The organism is Streptomyces scabichelini, assembly GCF_011045015.1.
Lineage (GTDB): Bacteria > Actinomycetota > Actinomycetes > Streptomycetales > Streptomycetaceae > Streptomyces > Streptomyces scabichelini.
The window spans coordinates 23,363-36,058 of sequence record NZ_JAAKZY010000006.1 but is presented as its reverse complement, the minus strand read 5'-3'; the positions used below and the strand labels follow the sequence as shown (position 1 = coordinate 36,058).

The following is a 12,696-nucleotide window of genomic DNA, read 5'->3' as shown; positions in this document are numbered from 1 at the left end:
CGCGGTAGTTCATGTCTGGCTCCGCACCGCTTCCCGCTCGTGCTGTGGCGTGTGGTCGTGGCGTGGAAGCAGGAACGGAGTTGTCAGGCTGAGGAGACCGGCGATCGCGATCGCGGTGCGGGGGCCGGTGATGCCGGCCAGCAGGCCCCACAGGGCGGTCATGGCCGCGATGGTGGCGTTGTTGGTGACCGACCACGCGGACAGGGTGCGGGCGACCCGGTCCGTCGGGGTGTGCTCGAGCCGGTAGGTGGCGTACAGCGGGTTGAACACGCCCATGCAGGTGATCAGCCCGAGTTCGACGGCGATGACGAGGACCAGCCCGCCGGTGCCTGGGCCGATGAAGGCCAACCCGGGCAGCCAGCACGCGCGCAGCACTCCGGCGGTGAACAAGACCTTGTGCCGTCCGAACCGCGCCACGAGTGGGCGGGCCAGTCGCGCCCCGATGAGGCCGCCCACGCAGGGTGCTCCGAACGCGAGGCCGTACTGCCAGGGCGCGAACCCCAGAGGGCCGAGCATGAGGACGACGAGCAGCGGGGAGGTCGCCATGATCAGGCCGGCGACCAGGATCTGGTTGAAGAACAGCGGTCGCAGCACCGGGTGAGTCAGGATGTACCGCCACCCTTCGAGCAGGTCACGGGCTCGGAGCCGTGGTGCATCGGTGCGTACGGGCCGCGGCTCCTTCCCGCCGATCGCGCGGATCCCTAGAGCCGAGAGCAGGTAGCTGACCGCATCGGCCACCAGGGTCGTCACCGGGCCGAACAGTCCGATCGCGGCCCCGCCCAGTGGTGGTCCGAGCGCCGTGGCGGTCCACATCGTGGACTCGAACCGCCCGTTCGCGACGAGCAGGTCCTCCGGCCGTACGAGCGCTTTGAGGCATGCGCCGCTCGCCGCCCTGAAGGTGATGTCGGCTGCGGCCGCGACGACCGCCACGACCAGCAGTTGGGCGAAGCTGAGCCGGCCGAGCGCGAACGCGGCGGGGACGCTCATCAACGCCGCGAACCGGGTCAGGTCCATCGCGACCATCACCGGCCGCTTGCGGCGGAACTCCACCCACGGGCCGAGCGGCACCGCCACCGCCGCCCCCACCGCGAGCCCCGCGGCCGCCAGCACGGACACCTCGGTCGGCCCGGCGTGCAGCACGAGGACCGCGATCAGGGGGAACGCGTCGAACGCCAGCCGCGTGCCGAACGTACTCGTCGCGTACGCCGCCCAGAGCCACCCGAACTGCCGCCCCAGCGACTGCCCAGCCGCCATTCCCGGCGCCCCCCTCACTGTCCCGCCCGAACAACCTCACGTCGACCAGCGAGATCAAAGCGGGCAGCAGGCCGCGGGTCAAACAACCGCCCTACGTCGTCTCAGGAACCCAGACGCCTCCACGCGCGCTGCAGCAGGGTCCTGAGCAGCGCCGTCTCCTCGTCGCCGAGGGCGGTCACGATGCTTTCCTGTTCGTGTTCGACGGCCGCCGTCCAGCGCTTCAGGGCCTCGTTGCCGCGCTCTGACGCGAAGACCAGCACGCGTCGCCGGTCCGTGTCGTCGACCCGGCGCAGGACGAGGTTGAAGGACACCATGCGGTCGACCACCTTGGTCAGGGTGGGGGCCGACAGCAGTGCGAACTCGGCGATCTCCGTCATCGCGTGACCGGCGCCGTCACCCAGGAACGACAGCACGCGCCACTCCTCGAGTGTCGCGCCCTCCGCCTTCAGCGCCTCACCGATCCTCGATACGACGCTCCGCTCCACGAGCGTGAGCGCCCGCGCGAAGTCGAGGTCGGATACGGCCGTCGCCGAGGTCGTCGTCATCGCCCTGCCAAAGGTTCGTCGGTGTCGTTGCGCTGCCATGGTGACCGTCGGCGCACGACGGCAGACCGGTTCACATGGAGTGGTTCCACGATACAGTCATTTCCTTATCGCTGCGAAATATTCTCGTAGCAACCAATCGCTAGTGTGAGCGCCTATGATCGAGAAGGCGTCTGTCCGGCTCGGCTCTCCGGCAGGCCCCCGGACCCGGGACGCGCTGAATGTCGCTCTCGTGATCCCGCTCCAGGGCCCGGCCGGGATCTTCGGCCCGTCCTGCGAGTGCTGCGCCCAGCTCGCGGCCGAGGAGGTCAACGCCGAGTCGGGAGTGCTGGGCAAGGAGCTGCGGCTCGTACTCGTCGACGGCGGTGCGCCGCGCGAGCAGGTGGCCACCGAGATCGACGCGCTGATCTCGGGCGGCGCCGTCGACGCGGTGGCCGGCTGGCACATCTCCGCCGTCCGCGAGGTCGTCGCCCCGCGCATCGACGGCCGGGTGCCGTACGTCTACACCGCGTTGTACGAGGGCGGCGAGCGCTCCCCCGGCGTGTTCCTCACCGGCGAGACCCCGAACCGCCAACTGCGGCCCGCCCTGCAGTGGTTCGCCGGCGAGCTGGGCATCCGGCGGTGGACGATCGTCGGCGACGACTACGTCTGGCCGCGCTCCTCCGCCCGCGCCGCCCACCGCTATCTGCGCGAACTCGGCGGCGAGGTCTGCGACGAGATGTATGTGCCGCTCGGCACCAAGGACTTCGGCCAGGTGCTTGCCCGGGTCGCGGCCAGCGGCTGCGAGGCCGTTCTCATGCTGCTGATCGGCGACGACGCCGTACTGTTCAACCGCGCGTTCACCGCCGCCGGGCTCGACCGCGACCACATCCGGTTCAGCTCGCTGATCGAGGAGAACGTGCTGCTGGCGACCGGGCCCGAGAACACGCGGGGCCTGATGACCTCGGCCGGCTACTTCGAGGACCTGCCGACCGCGTACGGCCTGGATTTCGCCGCCGCGTACTTCCGGCGGTTCGGGCCCCGGGCTCCGGTGCTCAACAGCCTCGGCGAATCCTGCTACGAGGGCGTCCGCATGCTCACCGAACTGCTGCGCCGCGCGGGCAGCATGGACATGGACCGCATCCAGGCGACCGCCGAGGGCCTCGAGTACGAGACTCCGCGCGGCACGGTACAGATCCAGGACCGCCATCTGAAGCAGCGCGTGTTCCTCGCCGCGGCCGACGGACTGCAGTGGGACGTGCTCCAGCAGCTGCCGTAGCCGGCCCCGGATGACGGACCCCGTGGCGGATCCCGTGGCGGACCCTTCTTTTACCCGCATCTTTTACACGCACGTAACGCACGGACCCTTGCCCAATTGCTTCGGCTGAAAATACTTTTCTCTCGAAGCTTTTGGAGGTTGATCGTCCATGGCCACGTATCAATACCGCTGCCCGGGCTGCGGCACCTTCGACGTGATCCGTCCGATCGGCCGCGCCCTCCCCGAGGAACCGTGCGAGGCCTGCGGAGACCGGGCCCGCCGGGTCTTCACCGCCCCGATGCTCACCCGCACCCCCGCTCGCCTGTCCCGCGCCCTGCACGCCCAGGAGGCCAGCGCACACGAACCGCGCGTCGTCAGCGAAGTTCCCCCGGCCCGCCGCGGTCCGGCCGCGCCCGCCGATCCCCGGCACGCCCTGCTGCCCAAACCCTGATCCCCCCTGTTCCGGAGGCAGTTCATGCCCGAAGTCGTCTTCAGCGTCGACCAAGCCCTGTCCATGCGCGACCAGAAGGTCCCCGGCCACAACCGCTGGCACCCCGACATCCCGCCCGCCGTCACCGTGAAGCCCGGCTCGGAGTTCCGGATCGAGTGCCGGGACTGGACCGACAACCAGATCGGCAACAACGACTCGGCCAACGACGTCCGCGACGTCGACCTCACCCACGCCCACATGCTCAGCGGCCCCATCGCCGTGGAAGGCGCCGAACCCGGTGACCTGCTCGTCGTGGACATCCTCGACCTGGGCCCCGTACCGCAGTCGCAAGGAGAAGGCTCCGGGCAAGGCTGGGGCTACACCGGCGTCTTCGCCAAGAACAACGGCGGCGGCTTCCTCACCGACCGCTTCCCCGACTCGTACAAGGCCGTCTGGGACTTCCACGGCCAGCAGGCCACCTCCCGGCACATCCCCGGCGTCAGCTACACCGGCATCACCCACCCCGGGCTCTTCGGCACCGCACCCTCCGCCGAACTGCTGACCCGCTGGAACGCCCGCGAACAGGCCCTCATCGACACCGATCCGCACCGGGTTCCGGCGCTCGCGCTGCCCCCGCTCGCCGACAACGCCCTGTCCGGCACGGCGGACGACGAGACCGCCTCCCGTATCGCCGCCGAAGGCGCCCGCACGGTCCCGGCCCGCGAGAACGGCGGCAACCACGACATCAAGAACTTCACCCGCGGCTCACGGGTCTTCTACCCCGTCCTCGTGCCCGGCGCCCTGCTCTCCGGCGGCGACCTGCACTTCAGTCAGGGCGACGGCGAGATCACCTTCTGCGGCGCCATCGAGATGGGCGGCTTCATCGACCTGCACGTCGACCTGATCAAGGGCGGCATGGACAAGTACGGAGTCACGACCAACCCGATCTTCATGCCCGGCAATGTCGCGCCCCAGTACAGCGAGTTCATCTCGTTCGTCGGCATCTCCGTCGACCACGAGACCGACACCAACCACTACCTCGACGCGACGATGGCGTACCGCAACGCCTGTCTCAACGCCGTCGACTACCTCATGTCCTTCGGCTACAGCGGCGAGCAGGCCTACCTTCTGCTCGGCTCGGCGCCCATCGAGGGCCGGATCAGCGGCGTCGTGGACATCCCCAACGCGTGCAGCACCCTCTACCTCCCCACGGCGATCTTCGACTTCGACATCCGTCCGTCGGCCGAGGGTCCCAGAAAAGCCGACCGCGGCCAGTGCGCGGTCACCTCCTGAACAGCGGTCCCCTGAAAGGCAGTCAGTCCCATGAGCGAACATCTCACCTTCCAGCTGGGCGACTTCACCACCCAGGGCGGCGCCACCCTGCGCGGCGCCCACCTCGCCTACACCACGTACGGCGAGCTCAACGCCGACAAGTCCAACGTGATCGTCTACCCCACCTGGTACTCCGGGCGGCACTGGGACAACGAGTGGCTCATCGGCCCGGGCATGGCGCTCGACCCGGACCAGTACTTCATCATCGTCCCGAACATGCTCGGCAACGGCCTGTCCACCTCGCCGAGCAACACCCCGCCGCCGTACGACCGCGCCCGCTTCCCGGACATCACCGTGTACGACCAGATCGCGGCCCAGCACAAGCTGGTGACCGAGGAGTTCGGCATCGAGAAGATCCAGCTCGTGACCGGCTGGTCGATGGGCGCCGGGCAGACCTTCCAGTGGGCCGTCAGCTATCCGGACATGGTCGAGCGGATCGCCCCCTTCTGCGGCTCCCCGCGCACCAGCGCCCACAACAAGGTCTTCCTGGAAGGCGTCAAGTCCGCACTGACCGCCGACGGGGTCTTCAACGGCGGCTGGTACGACGCTGACAAGTGGCCGACCACCGGACTGCGCGCGCTCGCCCGGGTGTACGCGGGATGGGGCTTCTCGCAGGCGTTCTACTGGGAGAAGGAGTACGAGAAGCTCGGCTACACCTCCCTTGAGGACTTCCTCGTCGGCTTCTGGGAGGGCTTCTTCCTCGACGGCCGCGACCCGAACAACCTGCTCACCATGCTCTGGACCTGGCAGAACGGCGACGTCGGGCTCACCCCCGGCTTCGACGGGGACACAGAGGCGGCGCTGGGCTCCATCAAGGCGATCACGCTCGACATGCCCGCCGAGAAGGACCTCTACTTCCCGCCGGAGGACGAGGCCTGGGCCGTCAGCCACATACCGGGCGCCGAACTCCGCGTGATCCCCGGCATCTGGGGCCACTTCGCCGGCGGCGGCAGCAGCCCCAAGGACACCGAGTTCATCGACACGGGTATCAAGGAACTGCTGGCCAAGCCGGGCGGATTGGCGTAGCCATGAGCATCGGACGCATCAGACTGCCGCACGAGGTCAGCGCCTCGATCGTCGCCTTCGCGACGGTCTTCCTCCTCCTGAGCCCGCTCAACATGCCGACCTGGGCGATCTTCATCACCTGGGCCGGAACGTTCATGCAAGGCGGTCCGAGCATCGCCAACGCCATCTCCATGATCACCGCCACCACGACAGGGGCGGGGTTCGCGGTGGTGGCCGTCCTGCTCAACCGGGAGACCGGCACGATGTTCGGCACCGGGGAGTTCGCCCAGACCCTGGCGCTGGGCGTGGTGATCTTCTTCGTCAACGGCACCCTGCTGGCGACCGGCCGGCTGAAGCCGTTCGCTCTCATCCCGGCGATGTTCTTCGGCTTCGCGTCGACCTTCGCCACGTACTTCGGCGGATTCGGCTATGACGCGGGGAATCTGGGGGCCTCCTTCGTCAGCGCCGCCGCGATGTGCGCCCTGGGCCCGCTCGCGGCCACCCTCGGACTGCGGCTGATGTTCGCCCCACCGGCCACGGCACCCGAGCCCGACGTGCGCGAGAGCGGGGAGGTGACTCCTGCGGCCAGCGAGGCACGCGCCTGAGCACAGGGGCCCGCCATCAGCTGCGCGGCTGACGGGCCCCGACGCCCCTCTCCTCCTCGGCCTCGGCCTCCTCGGCTCGATCCGGCTCGCCGCGACGAGACCGAGGAGGGGCGCTTCAAGCGAGGAGGGGCGCTTCAAGCCACGATCAGCGGGCGCAGCGTCCGGTGGGCGATCTCCAGGCCGGTCTTGATCTTCTCTTCGGTGCCGGACCAGAGCGGGTCCTCGTGCTCGACGGAGAGGGTGCCGGTGAATCCGTTCTCGTAGAGCGCGTCGACGACGGCGTTCCAGTCGACCTGGCCGCGGCCAGGGACGCGGTAGCGCCACCAGCCGGTGTCCCAGGGGTCGTCGCGCTGGACGGCCTTGCCGAAGACGCCGTAGCGGTCGACGGCGCCGGGCAGGATCTCGAGGTCCTTGGCCTGGGCGTGCACGATGCGGTCGGCGTACGGCGCGATGGTCTTCACCGGGTCGACGCCGATCCACGTCAGATGGGACGGGTCCCAGTTGAGGTAGACGTCGAGGCCGAACATCCACTCCCACAGCTCGGGCGAGTAGGCGAGGTTGCCCGGGTAGCCGTCCGGGTGCCAGCCCTCCATCACACAGTTCTCGATGATGATCCGTACGCCGTTCTGCCCCGCGTACTCGACGAGTTCGGGGAAGACCTTCTCGGCCTCGTCGAGATTGGCCGCCACCGGCCGGGTCCAGTCCCGGCCGATGAACGTGCCCACGTACGGGACGCCCAGGGCCGCCGCGACGTCGATAACCGCCTTGAGATGCTGGTGGATCGCGGCCCGTCGCTGGGGATCGGGATGCAGGTTGTTCTCGTAGTAGGCGAGCGCGGACAGCTCCAGGCGATGACGCGCGAACAGCTCCCTGGTCTCGTCGGCCGCGCGTGCGTCGAAGCCGGCCACCGGCAGGTGCGCGGCCTCGAAGTCCCGCCCGCCGGTGCCCGGCCAGGCCGCGACCTCCAGGGCCTCGTATCCCGCCTCGCTCGCCCAGGCGGCGATCTCGGCGAGGGACAGGCGGGGCAGGCAGGCGGTGAGCATGCCGAGTTTCATGCGGGGGCCTCCAGGGTTACGGGGGTGTCGTCGACGTCGGTCCAGGTGAGCGACGCCGACGATTTCAGTACGGCCTCGACGATCCGGGCCGAGCGGACACCGTCCGCCGCGGTGGGCAGCCCGTCCGGCGTGGCTCCCTCGATCGCCGCGTAGGCGTCGGCGACGAACGAGGTGAAGCAGTCCGCGTAGCCCTGCGTGTGCCCGGCGGGCAGCCGGGACAGCCGCCGCTGTTCGGGCGAGCCGTGGTTCGGGTCGCGGACGATCACGCGTGCTCCGTCCTCGGCGCCCAGCCAGACGGTTTCGGGGTTCTCCTGGTCGAAGACCGCGCTGCCCTCGGCGCCGTCGAGTTCGAACCAGAGCCGGTTCTTGCGGCCCGCCGACACCTGGGAGACCGTCAGCGTGGCCGGCACCCCGTCGTCGGTGCGCAGCAGGACCGTGGCGACGTCCTCGGTGCGCACCGCGACCCGCGGGCCCTCACCGTTGGTCGCGAAGCTGGCGCCGGTGCCCGCGGGGCGGGTGGCGATCGTGGTGGCGAGCCGCGCGGTCAGCTCGGAGAAGCGGATCCCGGCGACCCACTCGACGAGGTCGCACCAGTGCGATCCGATGTCCGCGAACGCCCGAGAGGGTCCGCCCTCGGCCGGGTCGACCCGCCAGGATGCGGCGTCCTCGGCCAGCATCCAGTCCTGCAGATAGCTTCCGTGGACGAGCTGCCACGCCCCGAACTCGCCGCGCAGCCGCCGGTCCCGGAGTTCTCGTACGAGCGGGTGGTAGCGGTAGACGAAGGGGACCGCGAGGAGCAGTCCGGACGCGTGCGCCACTTTCGTCAGGCGTTCGGCGTCGGCGGCCGATGTGGCCAGCGGCTTCTCGCAGATCACGTGCTTGCCGGCCCGCAGGGCCGCCTCCGCCTGCCGGACATGCAGCGCGTTCGGGGTGCAGATGTGCACGACCGAGACGGAGTCGTCGGCGAGCACCGCCTCGAAGTCCGGGTAACGGTCCGGTACGTTCCATTCCTTGGCGACCTGTGTGCTGCGCTCGGGGGTCGACGCGACCGCTCCGGCCAGTTCGCCGCCGCCGGCGGCGCGGATCGCAGCGGCATGTACGGCGCCGATCATGCCGGTTCCGACCACGACCGCCCGTAGCGAGTCACCCACGGGTGCACCTCCGTCGTCTTCCGACCGGCCTGGGGCGCCGGACGGGCTCTCGAGGAGCCTGCGATGAGCTGTGGCATGGACCAAGGTGGACGGTCCGATCAGCGGACCGGCCGACGACTGCCGTGTCCCGGCAGCCGACACGTCGAACCCGCGCAAGAAGTGTCATCCGCCCCCCGAGTCGTCGGCCAGCATCCGGGCGACGCCCTGGGCGCTGAAGACGTCCCGAGTGGCGAGGGCGATGGCGCCGTGGATCCCGGAGTCGCCGGCGAGCTGCGTCGTGGTGATGGTCAGCTTGCGGGTGGCCAGGGGCAGGGCGCGCTGGTACACCACGGCGCGGACTCCGGACAGGAGGTCGTCGCGGAGGTCGCTCAGCGGACCGCCGAGTACCAGGGTGCGCGGGTTGAACATGTAGACCAGCATGGCCACCACCTCGCCGAGCTCGGTGGCGGCCTCACGCAGGGCACGCACGGCCGGCGGGTCGTTGTTCGCGACGCGTTGCACCAGCTCGTGCGTGCCGTACAACGGGTCGTCGTCGGTCGACTCGGGGATGCCGAGGCGGCGCAGCACGGCCCGGTGCGAGGCGACAGCTCCGACACAGCCGACGTTGCCGCAGGCGCACAGGACGTCGCCGCCGCCAACGGCCCGGATGTGCCCGATGTCGCCGGCGGCTCCGTCGGCGCCGCGGTACACCTCACCATCGGCGGTGACGACCCCGGCCCCGATGCCGGTGGCGATCTTGATGCACAGCAGTGGAGTGTCCACCTGCTCCTGGCAGGCCTCGCCGAGAGCCATGAGGTTGGCGTCGTTGTCCACCACGACGGGGGCGCGGAAACGCTCGCGCAGTTGCTCCGCCACCGGATAGGCGTCCCAGCCGGGCATCCCGTTCGGCCGCACCGGGCAGCCGCGCTGGACGTCCACAGCGCCGGGCAGGCCCACCACTACTTCGCGGACCCGGTCCGGATCGCGCTCGTACCGTGCCAGCAGTCTCAACAGCCGCTGGGTCACCGCTTCCAGCACTGCCTCAGGACCGGCGTCGATCCGGACGTCCACGGTCTCCCGCGCGATCACGCGCCCCGTGAGATCGGCGATCGCGACCTGTGACACCAGGAGATCGACGTCCGCCACGGCGATGGTCCCCGCCCGCGGGCTGAGCGTCAGCACTTTCGGCGGACGCCCGCGCACCGACTCCCGGGACTCGAGCTCCTGCAGAATGTCGCGCCCGACGAGATGGTCGACCTGCTGACCGACCGTCGACCGGGCCAGACCGGTGCGCCGGGCTATCTCCGCACGGCTGGTCGCCTCACCTGCCACCACGAGATCCAGGACTTTGCGCAGACCGACGGGCACCGCCGGGAGCAGGGCCGGACTGGCGACGTACCCGTCTTCTTTATGCACGTTCTTGATCCTAATGCCGTTGTCCAGAGGTCGAAGGTGCCTCGTTATGCCGTTTTTAGTCAAACAGGAAAATTAAAAACGGCATCTTGCTCCACAGCCACGAACTAAAAGATCGTGACACGAGACGCGGCACCGCAGCCGCTGATAACGGCCCGGAAAAAGCGAGGTCATTTATCAGTGATGGCCTCCCGGAGTCAATGACGGCCGGTCACTCAATGAGACGCGCTCCCCGCCCCTGCTCCCCGTCGGCCCGCATGACGACCCCATCCGCATGCGCGCCGACGGGTTTTCGCATGCCGCCTCACCGTTCGCGCCCACCGCCGTCCGGACCGAAGAGGGATGCGAAGAACAGGCGCTGATCTGCGACTTTCTCCGCGCGAGCAACGGAGCTCCCCAGTCGCGACCGCCACGCACCCGACCGCCGTCACGAACGCGGCCACGTCACCTGACACACCATCAGCCTTGCGCATCACGATTCGATAACCAGACCGTGCGCGTTCTGCTCAGCGGACCACGGCCCTCGTCCGACGCCTCCGCACAGCCCTTGAATATCCGGCAACCGAGCGGCGAAATCTCGCGGCACTCGAAGTGACCGACCGGTTCCCCCACCCCGCGCATCGCCACACCGAGAGGAATTCTGGCCATGACCAAGCCGACGCATCGGATCGGCATCCTCGGCAGCGGCAACATCTTCGGCCGGTACGTCACCGGCCTGGCCCGCTATCCGGAGCTGGAGATCGTGCGGGTGGCCGACGTCGACGTCGCCCGCGCCAAGCAGGCCGCCGCCGACCACAACATCTCCTCGTGGGGCGACGACTCGGAGCTGTACGCCGACGAGTCCATCGACATCGTCATCAACCTGACGCCGCCGGTGCACCACGCGCGCACCATCACCACCGCTCTGGAGGCCGGCAAGCACGTCTACGTCGAGAAGCCCCTGGGGACCACGGTCGCGGAGGGCCGAGCCGTCCTGGAGGCGGCGGCCAGGAGCGGGCGGGTGCTCGGCTCGGCGCCGGACACCTTCCTCGGCAGCGCGAGCCAGACGGCGCGCAAGGCCGTCGACGCCGGGCTGATCGGCACACCGGTCGGTGCCTCCGCCTTCATCAGCCACAGCAAGGCCGAGGCCTGGCACCCGGATCCGCGCTTCCTGTTCCAGCCGGGCGGCGGACCGGTGATGGACATGGGTCCGTACTACTTCGCCATCCTCGTCAACCTCCTCGGACCGATTCGGACCGTCACCGCGGCAAGCCGGATCGGTGCCCCGGTCAGGACCGTGACCGCACCCGGCAGCACCGTCGGCTCCATCGAGGTCACGGTCCCCACCCATGCCTCCGCCGTGCTCACCTTCGCCTCGGGCGTCATCGGCACGACCCTGATGAGCTTCGACATCTGGGACACCGAGCTGCCCCGCATGGAGATCTACGGCACCGAGGGCACGCTCTCGCTGCCCAACCCCAACAACTTCGACGGCGACGTGCGGCTGCGGCGGCACGGCGACACCGACTGGACGGTCCTTGAACCGGCGGTCGGCCTCTTCGGTGCCGTCGACACCCGCGAGCAGCACCGCCGCGGCCTCGGAGTCCGCGACCTGGCGGACGCGATCGAGGGCGGCCCGCACCGCGCCAACGCATCCTTCGCCTTCCACGTACTCGAAGCGCTCTGCGCCGTCGAGGACGCCTCCCAGCAGGGCCGGCTCGTGCAGCTCCAGAGCACCTGCGAACGCCCCCAGCCCCGTTACTCCGCCTGACCCCTCCGGAAGCCCCAGGGAAGGACGTACATGACCATCAGCCCCGACAAGATCGCGATCAACCCCCTCCAGTGGATCGCCACCGACGACGGCTGGATCGACCCCGCGCTGGCACCCTCACTCACGCAGCGGCTCAAGGTCATCCGCGAAGCGGGCATCCCCGCGGTGCACGCCGAAGTGCCCGCGGACATGACGGCCGCCGAGTACGGGAAGCTGCTGTCCGACCACGGACTCGCACCCGCGCCCGGCTACATCTCCGGACCGCTGCCCATGGACGAGGAGAGCCTGCGAGGGCTGCTCGACAAGACGGACCGGATCAGCTCGCAGATGGCCGAACTCGGCCTGCCCACCGTCTTCGTGGCCACCGGCATGAACAAGCAGGCGCCCCGCGTGCACCGGCCGGCGGTCGGCGCGGAGTCGACTCCCGAGCGGCTGGAGCGAGTTCGCGACGTGTTCGCGCGGATGGGCGAGACCACCAAGGCCAACGGTGTCACCGCCGCCTTCCACCCCCACATCGGCACCTGGGCGGAGACCGAGGAAGAGACCCGGTTCATCCTCGACACCGTCCCCGCGGACGTCCTCTCCTTCGGCCCCGACATCGGCCACCTCGGCTGGGCCGGTGCCGACGTCACCGGCCTCATCCGCGACTACGGGCCCCGCGTGGCGAGCATGCATGTAAAGGACTTCCACGCCGACATCGCCGAGCGCGGCAAGGCCGAGGGCTGGACCTACCAGCAGACGGTCCTGGCCGGCCTGTGGGCCGAGCCCGGTCACGCCTCGGTCGACATCCCGGAGATCCTGGCGACGCTGCCCGACAGCTTCGACGGCTGGCTCGTCATCGAGGTCGACCGGGGCGCGCAGCCCACCCCCGAGGAAAGCGTCCGGCTCTGCGGCGAATGGGCCACCCGGCAGACACACTGACGCGACGGTCAGGACCGGCGAC

At 69.6% G+C, this 12,696-nt stretch carries 12 protein-coding genes; 7 read left to right on the top strand and 5 right to left on the bottom strand.

What is annotated here, in order from left to right; all coding sequences use genetic code 11:
- Positions 1-9 precede the first annotated feature (9 nt).
- Together G5C60_RS03195 and G5C60_RS03190 are read right to left on the bottom strand one after the other, a co-directional pair.
- On the bottom strand, positions 10-1,254 hold the full coding sequence (locus tag G5C60_RS03195; protein WP_165254618.1) for an MFS transporter: 1,245 nt from the start codon (positions 1,252-1,254) through the stop codon (positions 10-12).
- Between the two features lie 101 nt (positions 1,255-1,355).
- Positions 1,356-1,799, bottom strand: coding sequence for a MarR family winged helix-turn-helix transcriptional regulator (locus G5C60_RS03190; protein WP_165254617.1), 444 nt, complete (start codon positions 1,797-1,799; stop codon positions 1,356-1,358).
- A 154-nt stretch (positions 1,800-1,953) separates the two neighbouring features.
- On the opposite strand from G5C60_RS03190, the gene G5C60_RS03185 reads away from it, so the two are divergent.
- From G5C60_RS03185 to G5C60_RS03165, 5 genes are all read left to right on the top strand, one after another.
- Complete coding sequence (locus tag G5C60_RS03185) at positions 1,954-3,054, top strand: substrate-binding domain-containing protein (protein ID WP_206439046.1); 1,101 nt, start codon at positions 1,954-1,956, stop codon at positions 3,052-3,054.
- A gap of 148 nt (positions 3,055-3,202) precedes the next feature.
- Positions 3,203-3,484, top strand: a complete 282-nt coding sequence (locus G5C60_RS03180; protein WP_165254616.1) for an FmdB family zinc ribbon protein — start codon at positions 3,203-3,205, stop codon at positions 3,482-3,484.
- A gap of 24 nt (positions 3,485-3,508) precedes the next feature.
- Entirely contained in the window at positions 3,509-4,756 is a 1,248-nt protein-coding gene (fmdA, locus tag G5C60_RS03175; RefSeq protein WP_165254615.1) for a formamidase, read from the top strand.
- A 30-nt stretch (positions 4,757-4,786) separates the two neighbouring features.
- Entirely contained in the window at positions 4,787-5,821 is a 1,035-nt protein-coding gene (locus G5C60_RS03170; protein ID WP_165254614.1) for an alpha/beta fold hydrolase, read from the top strand.
- A 2-nt stretch (positions 5,822-5,823) separates the two neighbouring features.
- Positions 5,824-6,405, top strand: a complete 582-nt coding sequence (locus G5C60_RS03165) for a DUF1097 domain-containing protein (protein WP_165254613.1) — start codon at positions 5,824-5,826, stop codon at positions 6,403-6,405.
- A 134-nt stretch (positions 6,406-6,539) separates the two neighbouring features.
- Here G5C60_RS03165 and G5C60_RS03160 read toward each other — a convergent pair whose 3' ends face one another.
- The 3 genes from G5C60_RS03160 to G5C60_RS03150 all read right to left on the bottom strand — a co-directional run bounded on the left by G5C60_RS03160 (position 6,540) and on the right by G5C60_RS03150 (position 10,006).
- A complete protein-coding gene (locus G5C60_RS03160) occupies positions 6,540-7,460 on the bottom strand; it encodes a sugar phosphate isomerase/epimerase family protein (protein WP_165254612.1) in 921 nt (306 codons plus the stop codon).
- A complete protein-coding gene (locus tag G5C60_RS03155) occupies positions 7,457-8,611 on the bottom strand; it encodes a Gfo/Idh/MocA family oxidoreductase (protein ID WP_165254611.1) in 1,155 nt (384 codons plus the stop codon). The genes G5C60_RS03160 and G5C60_RS03155 overlap by 4 nt, the downstream gene beginning before the upstream one ends.
- A 162-nt stretch (positions 8,612-8,773) precedes the next feature.
- The gene (locus tag G5C60_RS03150; protein WP_165254610.1) at positions 8,774-10,006 is read right to left on the bottom strand and encodes an ROK family protein; all 1,233 of its coding nucleotides are present in this window, start codon (positions 10,004-10,006) and stop codon (positions 8,774-8,776) included.
- A 643-nt stretch (positions 10,007-10,649) separates the two neighbouring features.
- On the opposite strand from G5C60_RS03150, the gene G5C60_RS03145 reads away from it, so the two are divergent.
- Both G5C60_RS03145 and G5C60_RS03140 read left to right on the top strand, forming a co-directional pair.
- The gene (locus G5C60_RS03145) at positions 10,650-11,753 is read left to right on the top strand and encodes a Gfo/Idh/MocA family protein (RefSeq protein ID WP_165254609.1); all 1,104 of its coding nucleotides are present in this window, start codon (positions 10,650-10,652) and stop codon (positions 11,751-11,753) included.
- A 30-nt stretch (positions 11,754-11,783) separates the two neighbouring features.
- A complete protein-coding gene (locus tag G5C60_RS03140; RefSeq protein ID WP_165254608.1) occupies positions 11,784-12,674 on the top strand; it encodes a sugar phosphate isomerase/epimerase family protein in 891 nt (296 codons plus the stop codon).
- The last annotated feature ends 22 nt before the right edge of the window (positions 12,675-12,696 follow it).

Bases quoted from the DNA above. Each gene is read 5' to 3' on its own strand.
- G5C60_RS03140 (WP_165254608.1), top strand. From the start codon at position 11,784: ATGACCATCAGCCCCGACAAGATCGCGATCAACCCCCTCCAGTGGATC.
- G5C60_RS03145 (WP_165254609.1), top strand. From the start codon at position 10,650: ATGACCAAGCCGACGCATCGGATCGGCATCCTCGGCAGCGGCAACATC.
- G5C60_RS03185 (WP_206439046.1), top strand. From the start codon at position 1,954: ATGATCGAGAAGGCGTCTGTCCGGCTCGGCTCTCCGGCAGGCCCCCGG.
- G5C60_RS03195 (WP_165254618.1), bottom strand. From the start codon at position 1,254: ATGGCGGCTGGGCAGTCGCTGGGGCGGCAGTTCGGGTGGCTCTGGGCG.
- G5C60_RS03180 (WP_165254616.1), top strand. From the start codon at position 3,203: ATGGCCACGTATCAATACCGCTGCCCGGGCTGCGGCACCTTCGACGTG.
- fmdA (WP_165254615.1), top strand. From the start codon at position 3,509: ATGCCCGAAGTCGTCTTCAGCGTCGACCAAGCCCTGTCCATGCGCGAC.
- G5C60_RS03165 (WP_165254613.1), top strand. From the start codon at position 5,824: ATGAGCATCGGACGCATCAGACTGCCGCACGAGGTCAGCGCCTCGATC.
- G5C60_RS03160 (WP_165254612.1), bottom strand. From the start codon at position 7,460: ATGAAACTCGGCATGCTCACCGCCTGCCTGCCCCGCCTGTCCCTCGCC.
- G5C60_RS03170 (WP_165254614.1), top strand. From the start codon at position 4,787: ATGAGCGAACATCTCACCTTCCAGCTGGGCGACTTCACCACCCAGGGC.
- G5C60_RS03190 (WP_165254617.1), bottom strand. From the start codon at position 1,799: ATGACGACGACCTCGGCGACGGCCGTATCCGACCTCGACTTCGCGCGG.